The organism is Comamonas sp. MYb69, assembly GCF_037479315.1.
GTDB lineage: Bacteria > Pseudomonadota > Gammaproteobacteria > Burkholderiales > Burkholderiaceae_C > Comamonas.
Genome location: NZ_JBBGZG010000012.1, coordinates 1 through 20781 on the forward strand (window position 1 = coordinate 1; position 20781 = coordinate 20781).

The 20781-nt window shown below is 50.8% G+C and carries 9 protein-coding genes, 2 pseudogenes and 1 other annotated feature; of the genes and pseudogenes, 4 read left to right on the forward strand and 7 right to left on the reverse strand.

Annotated features, from left to right (window positions below; genetic code table 11):
• Positions 1-336: 336 nt before the first annotated feature.
• Positions 337-663, reverse strand: coding sequence for a helix-turn-helix domain-containing protein (locus WH303_RS16585; protein ID WP_339519845.1), 327 nt, complete (start codon positions 661-663; stop codon positions 337-339).
• Positions 664-1197: 534 nt separating this feature from the next.
• On the opposite strand from WH303_RS16585, the gene WH303_RS16590 reads away from it, so the two are divergent.
• Complete coding sequence (locus tag WH303_RS16590; protein ID WP_339519846.1) at positions 1198-2250, forward strand: hypothetical protein; 1053 nt, start codon at positions 1198-1200, stop codon at positions 2248-2250.
• A gap of 432 nt (positions 2251-2682) precedes the next feature.
• Here WH303_RS16590 and WH303_RS16595 read toward each other — a convergent pair whose 3' ends face one another.
• Entirely contained in the window at positions 2683-7218 is a 4536-nt protein-coding gene (locus tag WH303_RS16595; RefSeq protein ID WP_339519848.1) for an AAA domain-containing protein, read from the reverse strand.
• Positions 7219-7241: 23 nt separating this feature from the next.
• Positions 7242-7652 (reverse strand): hypothetical protein, encoded by a 411-nt coding sequence (locus tag WH303_RS16600; RefSeq protein ID WP_339519849.1) that lies wholly within the window; start codon positions 7650-7652, stop codon positions 7242-7244.
• Positions 7653-8063: 411 nt separating this feature from the next.
• On the opposite strand from WH303_RS16600, the gene WH303_RS16605 reads away from it, so the two are divergent.
• Entirely contained in the window at positions 8064-10112 is a 2049-nt protein-coding gene (locus WH303_RS16605) for an IPTL-CTERM sorting domain-containing protein (RefSeq protein ID WP_339519850.1), read from the forward strand.
• A gap of 268 nt (positions 10113-10380) precedes the next feature.
• Here the strand turns inward: WH303_RS16605 and WH303_RS16610 are convergent.
• From WH303_RS16610 to WH303_RS16620, 3 genes and pseudogenes are all read right to left on the reverse strand, one after another.
• Positions 10381-11248, reverse strand: a pseudogene (locus WH303_RS16610) (IS5 family transposase).
• A gap of 202 nt (positions 11249-11450) precedes the next feature.
• Positions 11451-12773, reverse strand: a complete 1323-nt coding sequence (locus tag WH303_RS16615; RefSeq protein ID WP_339519851.1) for a PDDEXK-like family protein — start codon at positions 12771-12773, stop codon at positions 11451-11453.
• A gap of 714 nt (positions 12774-13487) precedes the next feature.
• Positions 13488-14719: pseudogene (locus WH303_RS16620) on the reverse strand (IS3 family transposase).
• Positions 14325-14441, reverse strand: a sequence feature (AL1L pseudoknot). It overlaps the preceding pseudogene by 117 nt.
• Before the next feature lie 317 nt (positions 14720-15036).
• Here WH303_RS16620 and WH303_RS16625 point away from each other — a divergent pair.
• Together WH303_RS16625 and WH303_RS16630 are read left to right on the forward strand one after the other, a co-directional pair.
• Positions 15037-19548 (forward strand): tetratricopeptide repeat protein, encoded by a 4512-nt coding sequence (locus tag WH303_RS16625; protein WP_339519852.1) that lies wholly within the window; start codon positions 15037-15039, stop codon positions 19546-19548.
• Between the two features lie 137 nt (positions 19549-19685).
• Positions 19686-20048 (forward strand): hypothetical protein, encoded by a 363-nt coding sequence (locus WH303_RS16630; RefSeq protein WP_339519854.1) that lies wholly within the window; start codon positions 19686-19688, stop codon positions 20046-20048.
• A gap of 155 nt (positions 20049-20203) precedes the next feature.
• On the opposite strand, the gene WH303_RS16635 is transcribed toward WH303_RS16630, so the two are convergent.
• Positions 20204-20752, reverse strand: coding sequence for an HAD domain-containing protein (locus tag WH303_RS16635; protein WP_339519856.1), 549 nt, complete (start codon positions 20750-20752; stop codon positions 20204-20206).
• Between the last annotated feature and the right edge of the window lie 29 nt (positions 20753-20781).

Here is a 20781-nt window from a genome sequence, read left to right on the forward strand (position 1 = left end):
TTTACCATTCAGTTCGGAGACCGCATCTCCATCAACTGAAGCCCGTCCCGTTTACACAAAATATCGGACACGCCCCGAGAAAGAAAAGTGAGTCTTCCTTTGTCTCGGGCCGTCTGGTCTGGGACCCGGGAGTGGCAGCAAGGTCCGGAGATAGGTTGAATGTGTCAGCGTGCTCGAGCCACTCCTGGAAGTAGCTGAACTGCGAGAGTGCTCGCGGTCCGTTGCGTACAAAAACGAGCTTGCCCACGGGAGTGCCCTTTTTTCCCAGACACACATCCAGTTCCATCTTGATGTTTTAGGCAGCAACACTTGCTCTAGTCACCATCGCGGAAACTTTCAGAAAGCTATGGGGGTGCCACGACGCTTGCTATGAATCCGAGTTGGGAGTTCTGCGTCCATGAGCGCGAGTCCAACGGAATCCGTCTGCGTGTCCATCAGGAGGCTTAGCTTCTCCAAATCGCCAAAAACCTCAAGCGCACTAGCCAGGTAAATGAGCGCAGTGCCTTGGCTGCCATCTTCCAGCCGGCGCACCGTGCTCACCGAGATGCCCATGCGGGAGGCCAAGTCAGCCTGGGAGAGTCCACGGCGCCTGCGAGCGAGCTCAATGTTCTTACCCAAAGACTTGAGAGCCCGGTCTACAGCCAGGTTAGGAGCAGAAACCATATAAGCATCCTCAGAAGAGCATTTAAATCACACAAGAGCTCTAATTGGAGCAATTGTATGACATTTTTGCGACTTTTCGAGATGCACTCTTATCTGAATGCTTATCTGCGATAGGCTATCTTAAAAGATGACCAATTGCGAACATCTGCACACAATTCAATATTCTCGCTGAGAACAGAAAAAAGGATTTGGTCCTGGCTCACACAGATTTGAATCTAAGGTGCGTTACCCGCTTGTGTACCGTCGCACCATGCGTACGGCACGCTCACGAACCTGAGGCGACAAATTGTTGACCACTTCCTGGCTTCATCATTTCAGGAGTTGAAGCGTCCTCAAAAGCCAAATCACTTACTGATGCTTCTCATACGGCACGGAGCGTCCACTCATGGGTGAGCGTGGCAGCTTTTTCGAGAAACTAGGCAGTGAATGTCATGAAGCTGCCTTATAGCCCTCTGTTTAATGAAAAACGTATAGAATTTTTGTGGCTGCGACTATCGCGGTGCTTCTGACTTGCTACCAGCCAGCTCATATCAAATGTCTGAATATCAAAAAAGTATCTTTGACAGCCCATCCCCCTCTCTAAATCTTCAGCGTCCGCTCAGTGTATTTGGAAAGGCTTTCAAAGTGAGCTATTCATCCAAATTATCACTTTGTCCGGAAACAGTCTGTCGAGCCGCTATAGGGAAAAGCATTGTAACGTTACTAAAGGAAAACGAGGTCTACCAACCTTTCAGGCAACTTCGATATGGTCTGCAGGGTAGGCATAAGCTATCCGAGACAAGCAAAAACAATATCCGTCAACTTTTTGGATGTCTTGGAGATAAAGTTGTTACCATTCTTAATGGTGCACCTATTCCCAAAGAATTTCTAGAACCTTCTCTCTGGGAAATTGTATCCTTTACCTGGAATACAGAAAATCCAGAAAACACGCTTGATTTGGTAGCCAGCTCTTTTATTGAACTAGAAAAATTTGCGACTTCTGTTCAAGTGCTCGCAGCTGACGGAGAGGCTCAAAAAGCGAAAACTCTAATTGAAAAGCGATTTGGAAAATTAGATGATTGGTCAAACTTTCATTTTGACACTTTTGCAGAATGCATCTTATTAATTGAGTCAAGTCTCCATGTTATCGTTAATTTGGAGATTTTTTCGGGCTTTTCTTTGCAAGACTGCTCTCCCACTGAAAGCCTTCTAAAGCTTGGAACTAAGCCCCTAGGAAATTGGCTTCGGCAAGTCGCCAAAGAAGTAGATTGCGATAACTACAAGGAGCTCGCAGACTTTCTGCTACGCAGCAATATTGACTCGAACCATAAGTTTATTAGTCATGATACGCTAAAAGGATGGTCTTCAATTAAAAAGGGAATGCTTATGCCCCTTGATGCGTGTAATTTGCTGCTTCGAATTCTCCCACCTGGAAAGGTTCAGGAGAATTTGCTTTCTAGGTTTGCTCTTGCCCGATTTCTTACGTTTCTATGCGACCTACTACGCTCATGTGTCCAACCCGGTACAATTAACTGGAATAATGCTCAGGAGCTGATTTACAAGCGCTATTCGGCGGTAGCCGCATTAAAAATGAAGACCAGTCACTAGGGGGTAGTTGAAATCTCCCCCCTTACTTCAAGCCTTAGACCTCTTTGATAATTCAGAAAATTATTTCCCGACCATCTTTTCTCGACTTTGCATACGCGACTTAGCTTCTTCTCGCTGGACGCGAGCATCAACCACAGACGCAAAGCTCCCTGCAGGTATCTTGCCGTCATGTATTGCGGAGGTGGCACGCGCAATTCGACTAGCGGCAGCGCGGTCAAAGGGTTTAGATTTCTTGCTCATTTCGGAATCCTACAACTTACACCGCGAAATTGCGGCTGGTGTTAGTGTGGCCCCGCTTTAATTTTTTGGAGTGAAGTATTCAGAACAAGTTTACTGGAGTCCATAAGAATGGGCCGCATTCCAGGAGGGATGCGGCCCATCGAAATGGTTGCCAGGACTGTGATGGTGTCCAAGGACAGTCACCCTAGTTCATCATTTGGCTGAAGCAAGCTCTTCCAACGAATTGTGCTCAGTAGGACCGCTGGAGTCCTCAGAGTTCGGCTGAGGCTTAGGATATTCACGTGTTTCCACTAGCTGAGGTAGCTGGGCTACCTTCCCCAGAGGCTGGATACGAAGAGCAGCCAGTCTCGTCAACAAGTCATTGAGACAAACCTCTCGTGAGGCCTTCCAGGATGACGCAAAGCAGCGCCAGAATTCCCATCCAGCTCGCTCAAGCACGCGCTGGCGGGCCATATCTGCCGGCCATCTGTCAGGACCGTGAAAAGCGTCTCCATCACATTCAATTGCCAATCGTCTGTCATCGGCACCTTCAACCACCATATCGATGCGGTAGGCACCTGCTTGAACCTGGGGGGTGACTCGATATCCACGTTCAGTCAGTGCCAAAAACACTTGGCGCTCAAAGCCAGATTCGCAGAGTTCAATGAGACCTTCTTCATCTATTTCTGGGCCGATAGTTGGGCGTGCGAAATGCTCGAGCAATCCACGACGCAAGTCAGCCGGAGAAAGCTCAGCAAGTTCCACCGAACGCACGAGGTACATGCGGTCGCGTGCTCGACTTGCAGCCACATTGAATCGCTGTTCATATTGGACTCCCGACAATGCCCTGCAATCGCCTGCGCTGACGACCATCGACAAGAACATAATGTCTCGCTCACCACCCTGGAACATACGTGCGTCCCCGCAGTAGAACTCCCGGTCCAGCAGTTCCTTCCCATCGATATGCATGCGGACCAAGGTGTCGATGTGCTTGGCCTGCTCCAAGCCAAGAAGTGAAACGACGCCTAAAGTCCGATTTGCCATTTTGGGGTCCGAAACGATAGCTTTGATTTCCTCAAGAATCGCCTCGGCTTCAAGCTTGTTCAAATCTCGGCCGTCCCGAACCCCACCACGAACAAAAATGTCCACGAGTGGAGGGTCTAGGCGTTCAGACACCTTGGGGATGCGCAAGGGCTGAATCTGGTTTCCGTAGAAGGCTTGATTGCTGTAGGAGATGATGGTTGGAACACACCGAAAGTGCTCTCTCAACATCACCCGTTGAGAGGCGAAAACTGTCGAGGCAAGGTCGTACAACGACTTGTCCACCGTCAGCACCGATTCGAAGGGCTGTTCAGTCAAGAAGCGGCGGCGAAGCTCTTGTATTCGAGCGCCCAAGATGAAGCTTCCGTCAGGCGACACCTGCTTGTCGTCACCCACCACCAGAATCTTCTTCGCGCGCAGGATGGCAGGAAGTGCCCAGAGGTTGGATTGACTGGCTTCGTCCACGATAACTAGGTCAAAGGAGCCAAGGTGTGAAGGCAGCGTCTCTGAGATTTTCGCGTGGCTCATAATCCAGCACGGCACCGCTCCTTGAGCGTCTTGCATCGCTTTCTGGGCGTCCCGGCGGTGTATGCCTGCGCTAGCGCCAGTGCCCTTGCCGAACTTGCGTACAGCAACCTTGTATGCTTCTAGCGCTGATAGCACGCGTCCCGAAGCGATGTTCTTTGTCGATAGCCACGCCGACTCTGACACCAAGTTGGTGTAGAGATGCGATAGCGCGTCTTCTAACTCGCGACGCTTCGTGCCAAGGACACTTAGCTCATCAATTTGTGGCAATCCTGCGATGTGGCCAGCAATTCGCTGGTACTGCCATGCACGGCTCCAGTTGACTGGCCACTGAGGGTCATCGCCGCTTTCGGGAGCAGCCAAGTTGCGAAGCCGGCTGGCCAAATTTGGGGCTCCAGCTTCGTCAATGCGGGCTGCCAAACGCCCCACTACGTCGAAGTGAGGTTTCAAAGAGTAAACACGTTTGAGCTCATCCAGTTCTGCGGCGTACTGTTCAGTGACCGCCGCAACTGACAGGCCAGTATTGCCCAATCGGTGGGCTTGAATCTCTCGCAGTTCAGGTATGCGGTAGCCCATGATTGCATGCAGCTGCTCGGCAAAGCGGGTCGCTGCAAGCTTTGCCTTCACCAGTTGCGCCTTGCTCAGTTGGCGAATCAGCTGGCTACGGATATCAAGCAGTTCAGCTTCATCGCCCTTAAGCTGGGCAAGTGGGGGCGCCGAAAAAACTTTCTTTGCAAGCTCGACTGTATGCCGGTCCAGTTGTGTCGCAAGGGCATGCACTCCATGTGCAGAAGTGGAAGTGAGGGCGAGTTCGCGCAGTATTTCTACACCACCTTGGAATTTCGGAATCCCCAGCAAGCCGGCGACTTCATTCCAGCGGGTTGTGAACGTGAGCACTTGAATGTGCAGCTTTTGGTAATTCTGGATGTGCAGCCAGTCGTCAGCTGTTGCGGGCTCCAGGCCGGAGACACGCATTTGGCTCAGAAGAGCCTTAGTATCCCCCGCGCCAAAAGCAAACATGCCGAACGGCTTACCTGTCTGGGCGCCTTTCGCAATTGCCTCTCTAACTTTGAGTTGAGCGAAGGCATCGGGAGGTACAACGACAGGACGCTGCAAGAATGCGGAGCGTGCAGCCTCAAGCTTGTCGACATCTGCGAACAAAGCTTCGAGTGCCAGTCTTTCCGTCTCAAATTTCTTCAACGACAGTCGCTGACGGAGAACATTCCACCATTGGTCTCCGGATTCGTTTAGCTCATGGATGACGGAGATGACCTTGTCAAGGTGAGCCTTAAGCTCCATCGCATGAACCATAACAGGCGGCTCGGCTGACTGCAGAGGCAAAAGGCTTCCATCACGCTCAGCGTCATCCAACCTTTGCGATTCGAGCAGCGCGCCGTGCCACTCTCCGACGTCGGAAGGTTGGGGAAGGCTATCGATTGCAGGTAGAGGCACGCTAAGCAATGCCAGGTCTTCGCCAATCAAGCGGCGAGCGTGTCGCAGTTGCACACCTTCTTCGTCAGTCAAAGGAACTCGGTGTACCTCGCCCAACGATAGCTTGTCATCAAACCAGTCGTAGGCGCCAAGACCTTCAACCACCATCTCAGCCAGTACTTCCGCTCGCTTGGGTACCCCGTCAACTTCAATTTCCGTCAAGTGCTTCATCGCCACTTCATGGATTCTTCGGTCGACTTCAATTTGTTCAGCTTGCGCGCGTGTGATGGCACTACGCAAATTGGCAATCTTGGTCTCGGTTTGAGCCGGCTGCAGCTGCGTAATTCGGTGGGTGATGCTCTCGATGGAGGCCTGGAACTGACGCATGCCTTCGCGGTCGCCTGCCAGCAGTGACACCGTGAGGGAGCGTACCTCTTCTGGAATCTTGCTTTGAAGAACAGCCAAGGCTGGCTCACCCTTTGAAGTGACCAGTACCTTTCGTCCCGTAGCTAGGTAGTGGCAGATGATGTTGGCGATGGTATGTGTCTTGCCCGTACCTGGCGGCCCTTGCACGACCACTCCATCGGTACGCTCAAGCTGCTCCACCACAGCGACCTGCTCTTGGTTGTACGGGAGCGGGAAGTAGAGCTCACGCGCGCTCGTCAGCGAATGACCTTCTCGCGTCATACCGGACATGCCGCGGAAGACCACAGGAGTGATGTCCGGTGCACTGTCGCTTGGAGGCGTCACCAGCGCGAGGGTCGCGCTGGGCAAAGAGTCGCCGCAATTGATGCGGTCCTTGAGGCGGTTGATGTCCTCATGCAGGTAGTTGCTGGGTTTAGGACGACCCAAAAGCATGCATCCGCGAGTAACAACGAGGTCCTCGCCGATGGGCGGGATGACATCAATCGCATCGAAGCGTCCGCGCTCGCTCAAGTTGCCAGCTACGAAGCGCGCGACCGGCTCGAAGGTGGCTGGTTGAAAGGGCGAGACGTCCGCACTGGACTCTTCCAGCATCTGACGCGCCGCTTTCTCTGTCTCAGTAGACAGTGGGACCTGGGTGCTGGCAATAGCATCAAACTCTAGACGTGGAGGAACGTTGCGAGGACGGACCTCCAAAACAAGGGACTTGGGGTCCAAGCTGATTTCTACCGCCTGAGTAATCAACGGGTATTGGTAGCTGACTTGGCCATACTTTTCATGGTGCAGCATCCACGTTGCCATGGCCATGCCCCACACAAGTTCAATAGGCTTGGCAGTCTCCTCAACCTCCATCTGTGTCTTGCAGGCAAAGAGTTGGCTGTATAGCTCGATAGTGCGTAGACGTATGCGCTGCCGTTCAGCCCACTCTAGCCATTTGGGCGTGTAGTCAGCTACCAGCGAATCCAACAATGCGTCAAGCTCTTCATCTGTCAAAGCGAGCTCGGTCGCAGTTGACTCGAGCAAGCGCTCGCGTTGTGCATATGGTGGCGACCCATGCGGGTCGCTGGAAACAGCCACACCAGAGGCTGCTACGGTGTCTGGAAGGTCGGGCAGCGGCTCAAGCTCAAGACGGGGCACTCGCAACCAAATTGGACCGTCCTCATCTTCAAGACTGAGCTGAACGCCGATATGCTCAGCGAGCTCTGCCTGTGTGCGCTTAAAAATTTTGGAGCTTAGGGCCATGAACCCTCGAGGGTCCACATCCTTATCTTGCTCAATGACGTAGTCGAGAAGTTTTGTGAGCAGCTCGCTCGCCTGTGCGTTCAACATTGCCTGTCAGCTCCGGTATCCAGTTATCCCAAGTGCCATTCCATGGTCAGCGTTGCAACAGGCACTGTCAAGCGGTTCTCAAGCTCGCGGGAGACCACTGATTCTCGGCTATATCGCGAGAGGTGGTCGTGAACTTGCGAGTGTTTTGAGACTACTCGATGTCTGCTGAGCTGGGCAATCAATCGGGGGCGGCCGGCCAACATCCAGCTGTGAGTTATCTCGTGAGCGATTTTGTAGCGAGCACAGTTGTAGAGCTCCAGATGGTCAAGCTCAGTTTTCGCGATTGCCCGAATGGCCGCTTCATCCTTCTTCTCCACCAGCGCTTCTGCTACCGCGTCTTTAAGGGCCTTGCAGTGGACCACCGCCCTCTGCATTACCTCAGTCAGCGACTGTCGGTACTTGATGCGAAGCGGGTCGGGTGCATGTACCTGCATGCGTGGCAGCCGAGTTCGATGAGGATGATGCCTAGCTTGGCATGTGAGCAGCCATAGTCTTGGCTCCCTCATCTCTACTACGCGCTCTCTGACGTGTAGTTGCACTAGATGTGAGAGTGAGAGTGAGAGTGAGAGTGAGAGGGTACCCTCGTTCAGGGTTACAAGTTTTGGTCAAATACCTGATTTGCGGGATAGACAGATAAGTTCACATTTCATAAGAATCAGAATGTAAACAAATATTTCACATTGCGCTATCTCCCAGCCTCCACACCTCACGCGCTCTCGGGGGGTGTTTTTGCCACTTCTTGCTAGATTCGCTTTTCCCGGATTTCCGCGTCTGAGTGAAGCATGACTGTAGCTTTCCAAGGTGTGGCGTGTGGAAATGGTTTATTTATTTAGAAGGAGCCAAACTTGCAACACACCAATACACTTAGCTCAGACCAGATGAAGTGGTACAGCCATGCTCAATCACGGAGAGCCAATAGCGCGCATGAGTGCTCCAAACCACTCCATTGCCAGCTAAACCGCACTAAGCAGGCGCAGGCAAAAGTGGCTGTCCTGGGTCTGCGTCACTGGGCGCGACTTGCTGCCGCAACTCTGCTGAGTGCCGTCTGGGTTAGCGCGAGTCATGCTGCGCTGCAAACCTATACCGATGCCGCCAGCTTTACGCCTTTGCTTGCACCCGGCTATTACTCGGAAGGAACATGGGCAGGCGCAAACGGACTAACCTCTTTCACTTTTCAGGGGCCGAGTCCTGCGAACAGCTTCGGCATGACATTTACTTCACCAGGGCCACAAGACAGTTTGATTTATGTTGGTAATGGATTCATTGGGAGCAACAATGCAACAAGCACGCTCACCATTACCTTCCCCAGCACCAAACAACCCAACATGTTTGGGGCAGATGCATTTGGCACAGATAGAATTGACACCCCTGATGCACGTGATGTCACGGTTACAGCCACTAGCAATTTAGGAGCTACCGCAACGCTTCTTCGCAACAAAGACAGTCGCTTTGCTGGATTTAGGGCGACGGCTCCAGGCGAGTTCATTACCCAGGTGACTGTCTCCCATACGCACGTGGCCAGCAATCAGATGTGGGACAACATTGACAATGCTTTCTTGGGTCTGTCCGCTGTTATTGCGCCGACGACTTCAGTCAGCCCCCCAAACACAGGTACGCTGGCGTGTACCACTGTGAATGCTGGCGATGCAAGCGCTTGCACGGCAGAACCCGCCATTGGCTACATCACCCAGTCCATCGGCGGCTGCGGCGGGACGGCTACAGTGTCGGGCGTTAACAGCTATACCACGGGTAATCTGAGTGCAGCATGTACAGTCACGGCAACGTTTGAACAGCTGACTTACAACATTGTCGCAACGCCTACGCCAGTAGACGCAGTCACGGCAGGGGGCAGCGTGAGCTGCAGCCCTAATCCGGTAAATCACGGCAGTGATGCTACATGCACCGCGACTGCACAGCCTGGTTATGCTTTCGGCAGCTGGGGCGACGATTGCACGGGCACGATGGCGAACAGTTGCACCCTGAGCAATGTAACGACTGCCAAGACGGTGTCGGCAAACTTCACGCTCAACAGCTACGACATCGCCACTACCGCCACCCCTTCAGAGGGTGGTAGCGTTAGCTGTACGCCTAGCACGGTCGCGCATGGCGGTGGCGCATCTTGTTCCGCTACGGCCCAAGCTGGATATACCTTTGCGAGCTGGGCAGGCGATTGCACGGGCACAGCCGCATCCTGCGTGTTGAGCAATGTGACAGCTAACAAGGCCGTAACCGCCAACTTCAGTCTCAACAGCTACACCATAACAACTTCTGCTAACCCACCAGAAGGTGGCAACTTGAGCTGTACTCCCAACCCAGTTGCACATGGCAGCAATGCCACTTGCACAGCTGTCCCTGCGGCCGGGTTTGCGGCGGCTAGCTTTTCGGGCTGCACGCGCGTTGGTTCCACCAACGACTGCGCACTAACCAATGTGACTGCCGCAGCAATTGTGTCGGCGGCATTTACGACGCTGCCAGTCATCACGAACACTGGTAACTTGCCCGATGCGACCGAAGGCCAGACGTACTCCCAAAGTCTGGAAGTGACAGGTGGCACAGCTCCTTACACCTGGGCGGTTGTGGATGGCAGCTTGCCTCCTGGCATGACGCTGGATACAGCCACAGGCGTCATCAGTGGAACGGTGCCCAAGCAGGCTGTTCAGAAAGCAGCATCCATAGCGAAAGCAACCGGAGCGTTTAGCTTCAGCGTGCAAGTCACTGACAGCAGCATTCCAAAGCTTCAAAGCACTGTGCAGCAATTGAGCTTGCAGGTGGTCGCAGCACCGGTCGCAGCGACGGCGACGCCAGTTCCAACTATGGGCACTTGGGCCTTGGCTCTCTTGGGCTTGCTCATTGCGGGTGTTGGCTTTCAGCGGCGAAGCACGATGCAGGGATAGCCATGGGGTGATGACCAATCTACCCGGCGACGGGTAGGTTAGGCCAAGTTCTGGGCGGTCTCCTTGCCGAGTTCAACTGCCCGTGAAGCACTGAGCATCTTTTCAAGCTCGAGCATTGGAGGCGTTGTTCGCCTGCCTGCTGCTGCAGACTCAAGGTAAGTGCCACGAGCATTACGCAAGCACAGTGCTCCCATGCGGCTGAAGTCATCAACTGGGCGTTGTTGCATAAATCGGCCATAGACCGAGGTATCCCCAGCCCCAGATGCAGTTATGCAGCAGCGACCGTCTGGGGTGTGCCCAGCGCGGTAAATTGATTGAGGATAGATGCACGGATATTGAGCTCGGCCAGCTGCCGCTCAAACGTCCTGGCCATCACCTTCTCGCCCAGGCGCCTGAAGCAATTCATCTTGGTCTCCACCAGAGACCGTCGGTGGTAGCCGCTCCAGCGTTTCCAGATAGTCCGCTCCAACAGCCTACACGCCTTGACCGCTTCATTGCGGTGAGCAAATGCCAGCCCTTTGCGCAGCTTCGCTCCTTTGCGTGGCGGCATGATTGGAATGGTTCCCCTCAGGTAGCACGCCTTATGTACATCCTGCGTGTCGTACGCTCCATCACCGGTAAAACTAGCTATCTCTTCATTGCTTGGGATTTAACCCTAGCAGGTCAGCTGCCATGGGCGAGTCGCCCACTTCATTGGTTGTGACTGCGATGGCCCGAATCTGCAGCGTCTGGGCATCAATACCCAGATGCACTTTGCGCCACTGGCGGCGGCGCTCGGCACCGTGCTTTTTGGTCTTCCACTCACCTTCGCCCAAGAACTTGATGCCCGTGGAGGCGGCCAGCCGGTGTAAGCCTTTCTCGCTTGCTCGGTAGTGCACCTGCACATTCAAGCTGTTTTGCCTGCCACACACCGTGCTGTAGTCGGGCACTGGCCAAGGCCGGCCTGCCATACGCAATAGCGATTGCACCAGGCCCAGTGTCTGGCGCAAGGGCTGGCCAAAAAGGCTCTTGATGGTCAGGCAAAACTGGATGTCCGTATCTGAGAACTTCTGGCAGCGACCACGCGTACCCGTGGGCAGGGCTAGCCACTGCATGTCCCTATCCAGCCTGATGCTCAGGTCCCCTCGCGCCTTCAACGCTGCGTTTTACGCCTTCCAGTTTGTGGTGCGGTATTTGCGCCGTCCCCAGCTCGTCTCATTCATCTCCTCAGCCTACGCTAGCTGAGGACGGCATTTGTGCAACAACGCCTACCTCCTACTGCTTGATATAGCTTATAAAGCTTCAAACCCTTAGCCCCATAAATTTACAAAAAAGATATTACAAATCATACGATAGACATTAATTTTTTCTCAATTTATCCAATAAAAATATTGTCAACCTTATAGCTGCATCTTTTTTCAAATCTCCATTTATTTGAATTTCAGAAGTTACTCTTTCCTTTTGAGATGCGAATTCAGGACTGCATGCAATAGTCTTTTTGTGAATTTCTTCAAATTCGTCTGAATGCATGCCCGGGAGAATATGCCGGGTTACCCAAACCCTAAACTCTTGATTACTTTTTTCTCCGAATGCAATAGTTAGATACAGTGGCCAATCACTCCCATCCTCCCACCCCTCAGGGCAGACATGCAAGTAATTCCTAGTTGTCTCGTAATTTATCTGAGAGAGATTAGGTAGCCTCTTTTCTAGGGTTATCCTGAAGGCATTTAATCCCTTTGCCTCTTCTAGCCATCTCATTACATATTTATTCTGTAGTGTAAAAATTAATTTAAAATTGTAGTTGGCATCGCTAAACCAAGTTGCTGGAGAGCAGGTCTTGCTAATATTTATTAATTCCCGCACTGTTTCGGGGTAGCGCTCGGTGAGCAAAGCCGCAAGTTCAACGCATCGCTTCTCTTCTGGGTCATTATGCCAGTCAGACTGCCTCTTACAGTAGCTCACGACCAACTGAGCAGCCGCATTACCTCTAGAGACGTGCTCAAGCGCTCGGGTAGCTGAGCTTTTGAGCCAGTCGTAACCGATGTGCAGCCAACCCACTTTACCAGGGGTCTGCGAGATTTTTCGTTCTCGCTTTTCAGAATCAAGCTTTTCCATCTCTTCGGGAGAAAAAAACTCCGAGAAATTTTTATCTAATGCGATATAAGCAAATTGATAGCTGGCTAGATGCCGATTTTCTTTTAGAATATTTTCAAAAGAATTCTTATATTCGCTTAATTGCTTATGATTGTGAGAAATTCCTGATTTATTTTCTATCAATATAATAAATTTATTTTGAGGGTCTATGATGTACAAATCCACTCGTTGTGACCTGTTGTGTCCAAACTCTCTTGCGTAGAAAACAGAGCCAAATCCTGAGGTCCGAATTTTCGCAGGCGTCCACTCTCTAAAAAACATCGCGGTTTCGCTATTAGCATCCAGCCACCTATCGTGCTGATTCGCCTGCACAGAAGCAGCTACCAGCAAGTCACGCAAGATGTTATCCCCTTGGCCATGACCTTCCCTAGGGTCTAGCAACCATGCCAATATGTCTGAGTGCTGATTCTCAGATAAATTAATTACATCGAGAACCTCATCCCCAATTCGCTGCAGCTCGCACAGAGTCAAAAGATTTTCATCAGCTGCAAAGAGATTAAACTGCCAGTCAAGTTCTTTTTCTGTCATTTTCATATTTATTTAAAAAGCTTTGTATTGGCTGCATACTAAGTTTTAAAGATACGCAGCAATCAATCATTAGTGAGGATTAAGCTAATTAACTGTAAACTAGTTAGTGCAGCAGTCAAATTAATAGCAATGCTCGCATTTTCCGCCAAGTGTCCAATGACACGGGTACACCAGCGCAGCCATCATAGTAGTTGAGCCTAGGAGTAGCGGTGCTTCGAGCCATCCGCGAGGCGACAGTTGCCGCCGCTCGGTTGAGCAAAAGAATCAAGCGCTGCAATCTATGGGGCTCACATCCGTGAAAGCGCCAGAAGTATGAACATCTAGTGCTTTGCAATACAGTTTCAGTCATGTCGGCTTGGCATCTGTCTGCCCGGCTCAGACGGAGGGACTTGGTCGGAATCTCCTGGCAATCTTCTCACTGTGATAAGAATGTGATGAGATTGATAAGATTAGTCTGCATGCAAGCTCATCGGGCATCAGAAGCTGAGCAGCCCAACCAGCTCAGGCTCCTTCACCGGCGAACTTTGTACTCCGGCTCCAGGGCCCTGAGAATCTTCGTCACAGAGCGCCGAGGCCAATCACCACCGCGAGTAGCTAGTGCTTCCACGTCGTTCAGCCTGAGGCCCTGTTTCCACTACCTGAGAGACTAGCTAGTCAACTCGCCACACCTAAGTCTGAATCGCCCCGAGATTCGCGGAGGCTGTGTTGTTTAAGTCAGGCCGCAACCGATGTAGCTTGACTGGCGAGTTGCCGGTAGTAGTTTGCCTCAGCCTCTGCAGGCGGGATATATCCGATGGGCTCGAGCAGGCGGTGGTGATTAAACCAGAAAACCCATTCGAGCGTCGCGAACTCCACCGACTCCTTTGTCTTCCAGGGTGCTCGGCGATGGATTAACTCGGCCTTGTAGAGCCCATTGATGGTCTCGGCCAACGCGTTGTCGTAGCTGTCGCCTTTGCTGCCCACGGACGGCTCGATGCCCGCTTCGGCCAGTCGCTCGGAGTAGCGGATGCTGACGTATTGGGAGCCTCTATCGCTGTGACATATCAGGCTTCCATTGCGTTCGGGTTGCCGGGCGTACAGGGCTTGCTCCAGCGCATCGAGCACGAAGTCCGTGCGCATTGAACTGCTCACCCGCCAACCCACGATACGACGGGCAAACACGTCGATGACGATGGCCACGTACAACCAGCCTTGCCAGGTCGAGACGTAGGTGAAGTCGCTGACCCACAATTGATTCGGTCGTTCTGCTTGGAACTAGCGGTTGACGCGGTCCATCGGACATGGCACCTTGCCATCACTGACGGTGGTTCGCACGACCTTGCCTCGCATCACCCCGCGCAGCCCCATCCTGCGCATCAGGTGCTCTACCGTGCAACGGGCCACCGTCACGCCTTCGCGTGCCAGTTGCCGCCATACCTTGTCGGCGCCGTATACCTGCACGTTAGCCTGCCAGATACGTTGAATCTCAGGCGCCAAAACTTCGTCTCGAAGAGAGCGAGCACAGCGCTTATGGGGCTCGCGAAGCAATGCGGCATGTCTTCGATATGCCGACGAGGCGACCTGCAATACCTTGCAGAGCGGCTCGACCCCAAAGGCATTGCGGTGTTGGTCGATGAAAGCTCTCACGACTTTAGGCGGCGGTCGAGCTCCGCCTGGGCGAAAAATGCGCTGGCCAGCTTCAGTATCTCGTTGGCCCTGCGCAGCTCCTTGACCTCACGCTCCAGGTCCTTGACTCGCTGGGCCTCACTGGTCGTCACGCCCTTGCGTACGCCGGCATCGACCTCGGCTCGCTTGACCCATTCGTTGAGCGTCTGCGGCACGCAGCCAATCTTGGGCGCGATGGATTCGATTGCCGCCCACAGCGACCGATACTCACCACGGTGCTCTTGCACCATCCTCACCGCACGTTCACGGACCTCGGGCGAGAACTTGTTCGACTTCTTCATAGCTTCATCTTCTCAGGAGTTGAAGCCTCCTCAAAACCCGGGGCGATTCATCAACGTTCATTTTTCGACATCTTAGCTTTGGTGTTGACCATCTTGTCGTATATCCTGTTGAAAATTGCGAACACCACTATCTTGGCCAGCACCTTGTCTGCTGTTCCGCTGGTAAACACAGGGAAGGTGATGTTTCCCTAGACTACAAGCTGGTCAGCAACTTAGTTGGAATTTAATAAATAGGTATGGATACGAATTCCAGGAATTGAGTCTGGAAATTATCGAGAGGCTTATGCCAAGTAATGCGTGGTTCATGCGAAGTTTGCATGTACCGACTGGGAAAAAAATTTCAGAAGTTCATTTCAATGAAGTCTAGTAAGAGCAAACACACTGGCAAACCAAAGGCAAAGCGACAATCGAATCCTGCCTCAACCGGAGGTAGTGGCATTGCCTTTGAAAATCGAGTGCAAGCTACAAGACTGTTGGCTATGTGTTTGGGCAACGGTGTACCCGGAGCTCCTGATGGACGGATATCTGCGCTTCAATTCCAAGCACGTATCCATGGCCATCATACTGATGACTTGGTCTGCCATATTGAGATGAATGATGGCAGACAATTTCGTACACTGCTACAGATGAAGAGAACACTGTCTGCCCGCGCGAACAACAAGGCATTTGTGGAATGTATAGAGGCAGCTTGGACCGACTTTAATTCCACCAACTTTGTCAGTGGCAGCGACTTAATATTTTTCATTTATGATACGGCAAGTGCCTCCACAATGAAAGGTGCTTCTACTGTATGCAGTTGGGCTCGATACTCGGCTTCATCTAGCGAATTTATTATGAAGGTGGATGCAGAGGGCTTCAGCAATACTGCAAATCGCACCGCTCTTTCTACGATTAAAGAAATCTTAGAGTCTTACGCCAAACGAGCTATCAATGACCAAGAGCTATTCGAGTTCGTCAAGCATTTGCACTGTTTGTCTCACGACCTTGATGGAGATAATACTTCTGAAATCTACAATCACCTGAATTCCATACGGCAAGCTCTAGCGCTGGTGGGTGAACAGGCTAACTCTCAAGACATCTGGTCGTCGCTAGTGATGGCTTGCATAAGTGCGAACGGAGCTGCAGGAACTATCACTTTTGAAAATCTGAAACTTCACATTGGCGAGCCCTTAAATGGCATATTCGGAGCAGCTCGAAGTCTTTTTACGTCACCTTATGCTGTTGCACCGACAGCAAGGCAATCGCATAACGAAATACCAGCAAATTTGTCTAATGAGCTTGCACGTCTCACAAATATGGTCGAGATGCTCGCTCATCGCCAACCCACAACTCAGGACCATCTACCAGCAGCTCGAGATGAATCTGTAAATAAACTAATTTCTCAGCAATTGGATGGAGCTCACTCCCGAATTAAAAGCCTTCGCTACAATGATGGTCTTGAGGACTTGTTGAGGTTGAGTGATTCACACGAACAGTTCGATAATCATCAGAAAGCGCGTTGGCACCTTCTTATAGCCACTTGCAAATGGCATGTTCAAGGTGCCGATGCAGCGGCCGAAGATTTTTTACGTGCAGCAGAACTTGTCAAAGATGAAGACAAGTTTGCTGCTGCTGGTGTTCGCGGTTTGCTTTTGCAAGCCAATGCCGCTGAAGCAGCATTGGCTGGAGCAAAGGCAATGAAGGCCTTCCCCGAATCAGTTGCCGTTTGGCAAGTGACTGCAAATGCTCGATTAAACCTAGGAGAGAAGCTATCACTTGAGGATGTACCTGCAGAACTTAGAGGGGACGCAGATGTGTTGCAGACGCTCGCATGGAGTCGACGCCGAGAAGGCGATATATCTGGTGCTGTGGAAATAGCGCTTCAAGCGGTCGATTCAAATACATCCAGTTTTTTTACTCGTGATACCGCTTTGTCCATATGTCTAGACCATGCCATAGGCGGCGAAATATGTACAGCATTGCATATAGTTAATGAAGAGGAGAAAAATAATCTTAACCGCTGCATAAATGAATTCTCTCCACGTTCAGAGCGTTTGTGGTCAGTTCAAAGTATTGATGCGGTATCAACTGTTGCAGCAAATTTAGCCATTGCTCATCTGCTGCTTGCACAACCAACAGTTGCACTGAATATTCTTCATGAGGCGCGTTCTCATGACGTATCGTCGCCGCATTTTATGCGCATAGAGATTGAAGCCTTAATTGCCGCAGGTAACCGCGACGAAGCAATGGCTTTGGGTAGGGCTAACATTGACAATATGCCTATCGAAGCACTTGTAGTTTTTGGTCAATTAGTAGGCGAAACCGGTGACATGGCTGCTTTGAACCACGTTATTGAGGCGGCAGAACTCCATCACGCTGAGCAGACAGGGCTGTTGCAAAACCTTAAAGGCATGCGATGGACGGTGCTAGCCAAATCTGATTTGCCCGCAACTCTCGACGCAATTCGGAGTAGTGATTGGTCGTCAGCGCATTCAATACCTGAACTCGTAGCAGGGGCGCAAGTTTTATGGACTAATGCATTTAACGATGAGGCAATGGAGCACCTACAGCGTGCGGTGGAATTACTCCCAAATAGCAATCACCAGGGTGAAAAATATTTAGTGGCGCATTCTTTGCTTGTAATGCGTGCATATACCCAAGCGGCGCAAATATTTGAACAGATTGCACCTAAAGACAAGCACAGCCAGTTCCACACAGATTTGCTGTTCTGCTATTTACGGACTGGGCGACGCGCGAAGGCCAAAGAGCTTATTGATGCCCTCCCTACTGGCTGGGAGTTGCATGCAGACACTCGGCATTTGGCTATGGAAATTGGCCAGCTTGCGGGTGACTGGGAACTATTGGCAAAACTTGTTCCTGTGGAATTTAATCAAGCCCCTACAGAAATAAGAAGTTGGCTGTTGAGAGTTATGGTCGCTGCGCGCACTTCTCCTGAGGATGTTAGTGCAGCACTTCAAAATGCGCCACTTGAGCTGACCGGAAGCACGCAAGAAATTACCCAGCTAGCTTCGCTAGAACTTCTGCATGGGCACAAAGAGCAAGCCATGCGCCGACTTTACGTCATGCGTCGGAACCATTTATATAGCACAGAAACTGCAGCAGCCCATATCATGGTTCTTTTGGCAAATTCTGAAGAGCTTCCATTCATGGAGGAAGAGTTAAATTTTGTAGGTCCTGCAACCTCTGTGACCTTAACAGACAAAGATGGGGGCAACCATGTCTTCACACTCGACCCTACAGATATCCCCCCACTCCCCGCCACACAAGAGTTCTTGAAATTCAACTCAACGGAAGCCTCTAGCATTTCGGGCCTTGTTGTTGGAGCGGAATTATCCATTCGTGAGATTCACGGGGAGACTCGAGTTCTAACGGTCACGCGTATTTGTTCAGCCTATCGACGTTTACTCGAACTATCACACATTTCGCTTAATACTCCCCTAGCTCCTTCCCCTATAGCGCAGGTCCTCACAGTTCACAACGAGAAAACTGGCGAGGTGGATTTTTCTCAGCTTACACACCAGCTTCAGCTGGCGAACGAGCATACCAAGAAAACTATTGAAATATATTCTTCCGCTCCGATTACGCTAGGGCGTCTCGCGATTTTACTTGGGCGAGACGTAATTGATGTTGTGCGCGGATGGAGCTCGGATGGTCCAGCCATTCAGGTTAGCGGTGGCAACCCCACAGAAAGAGCACAGGTAATCGAATCGCTAAGGACTGGAGGAGGAACGCATCTAATTGATGCAGTTACTCTCGTCGAACTCGGTCAGTTGGAATGCCTTAGTGCTCTAGAGACCGTGTCCAACCTACTTGTTACTTCACAAACGAGAGATGTTTTGGAGGCGAAGTTAGGCGCGGCTCAGAGTGAGCGCACGATGGGCAGAGCATTTGAAGAAGAAGGAAAATTAGGATTTATTGAAGTCACAGCTGAGCATCGTAAGCGAGAAGTTCAACTTCTCCAGACTATTGTTGATGCAGTACATAAGTATTGCCGTGTAGTTCCTGTCTATGGCAAAGATAACATCCCCCCAATTGTCTACCAATTAGAGCAGGTAATATCAGCTGAGGAATATTCCTTAATTCTTGCATCAGTGGAGCATCAGTCTACTTTGATTTCACTTGATGCGAGATTACGCGCAATAGCTTCAGTCATTAATATCCCGGGTGTGTGGCCTCAAGCGTTAATGATGCATGCCCGTGATGTAGGGAAAATTTCTGGGATGTCGTATTCGTTAGCTACCATACGACAGTTAATTGCTAACCGCACCTTCGTCTCGGTGGCCGCTGAAGACCTGACCGCGATGGCATACCAAGGCACGGAATGGCTCAAGTTGGGAATGTCTAGATTCACTAAATATATCGCGTTTGGAGATACAGAATTTAATTCCGCATTGACTGTGTCAGTAGACTTTATTCAATTATTAGCTTACCAAGGTCCCTGCCACTTCGGGGCACTTTGTAAGATTCTTGAGCGTCTTGTCGAAAGTCTTTTCCGACATAAAGATGCACCAGTAGCGCTTCCGGAACTAATTTTGCGTGAAGTATTGCAGGCTATCTCATTAGATAAAAATATCGACCCTTACAAAATTCATCTGCAAAAATCAATCCTAAATGGATGCATTGCCGCCAAGAACGCCGAGTTTGCCGAGCTTACAGATGTTCAAGTTCTCATGTGCAGCTCGCCCCCTTGGCTTGCCTATGCGGCACAAATCTCAGTAAGCGAGCAAGGTGAAAACGGCTTAATAAATGCCACCGCAGATGCTGCAAAGCCAGAATCTGACGCAATATCCACTTCTGCTGCAGAATCAGCAAACAACCCATTTAGATAAGTGCAATTATTGAATTTTAAATATTTATTGCATAAGAAAATTATTAATGTGAAACCATCTTACATTTTCCATTGCTAAGATAATTTATCGAGACAAGCATTTTAAATATTTTCAAAGATTTAAAAGAGGTTATTAAATTGGTAGATAGCAAAACCATTGCATCGATGGCTGGCAAGGTAGCATTTGAGCTCTTTGTTCCCGACTATATGAGAGCGGCATACGAGGCTCTCTCATCCTCTCAAGATGAATTAAAACAAGCCGAGTCGAAAGGGATTCACTCTCTAGAGGAAGAGGCAAGGAAACAGAAAATTGTAATGGAGTTCCAAGCTCATAAAGCACGCGTTGCTCAAGAACTTGCAATCGCTGAACGCATTGCTGCATCCTTCGAAGTTGTTATCGAAGAATATTATGAGCGGTCTGGAAAAGGACATGCAGGATTAAAGACTGAAGGTGACTCGATATCTTTGGGTGCTGGAGGCGAGGGCCAACGTGTCACTTAACGAGTGATTCGATTTAGTGGCTGGGGAGAGCCGTCCTCCAGTGAGGAGAAGGTCTAACTCTGTTTTCAGGGCACTTATTAAATAAGTTTTGATTCATAAGGCTTGAAGTGACGCTGGCATACAGTGTCGGCAACCTTACCTTTTGAATGACCTTCCTAAATCTTGCGCAGAGTGAGCGCTTCTCGTAGCCGCATTAGTTCGAGCTCCTGCAGCCCCACCCCTTCCTGGCATAGAACAACGAAATTCTCAAGATGCCACTGCCAAGTGGAAAAGCCAGTTCCTGACAGCTCATCATCAAGTGCAACCCATGAATTCGCACATTCAGGATGATTCGAGAGCCAACGCCGAATGTCCACTGCACGTTGCGCATTGCGCGAAATTTGAGGTGTGGACCAATCCTCGTGAAGATTTCGCGCAACAAAAGCGAGCCCAGAAGCCTCAAGAGTCTCTACGAACTTGGCACGGTCGAAAAACCAACGCCAGCTTGTCGACAACACATACAGTGGATGAAATTCTTCATTGAATTGAGTTAAGTTTTCTTTGGCAGATGAGTCGAATAACTCCGTCCACAAGTCGTCACTTCTATCTATTGGCAAACCCTTTCGTTCTGCATCACGAAAAGCATAGAGCACATCGTAGCCGCCGTAGGGATTGTTAAGGCAGATGACATCATCAAAGTCAAGAAACAGCACAGGCCTTTTCATCTTTCAACTCACGGGTGATTTTTGGAGTG

Bases quoted from the DNA above. Each gene is read 5' to 3' on its own strand.
- WH303_RS16585 (WP_339519845.1), bottom strand. From the start codon at position 663: ATGGTTTCTGCTCCTAACCTGGCTGTAGACCGGGCTCTCAAGTCTTTG.
- WH303_RS16590 (WP_339519846.1), top strand. From the start codon at position 1,198: ATGTCTGAATATCAAAAAAGTATCTTTGACAGCCCATCCCCCTCTCTA.
- WH303_RS16595 (WP_339519848.1), bottom strand. From the start codon at position 7,218: ATGTTGAACGCACAGGCGAGCGAGCTGCTCACAAAACTTCTCGACTAC.
- WH303_RS16600 (WP_339519849.1), bottom strand. From the start codon at position 7,652: ATGCAGGTACATGCACCCGACCCGCTTCGCATCAAGTACCGACAGTCG.
- WH303_RS16615 (WP_339519851.1), bottom strand. From the start codon at position 12,773: ATGACAGAAAAAGAACTTGACTGGCAGTTTAATCTCTTTGCAGCTGAT.
- WH303_RS16625 (WP_339519852.1), top strand. From the start codon at position 15,037: ATGTACCGACTGGGAAAAAAATTTCAGAAGTTCATTTCAATGAAGTCT.
- WH303_RS16635 (WP_339519856.1), bottom strand. From the start codon at position 20,752: ATGAAAAGGCCTGTGCTGTTTCTTGACTTTGATGATGTCATCTGCCTT.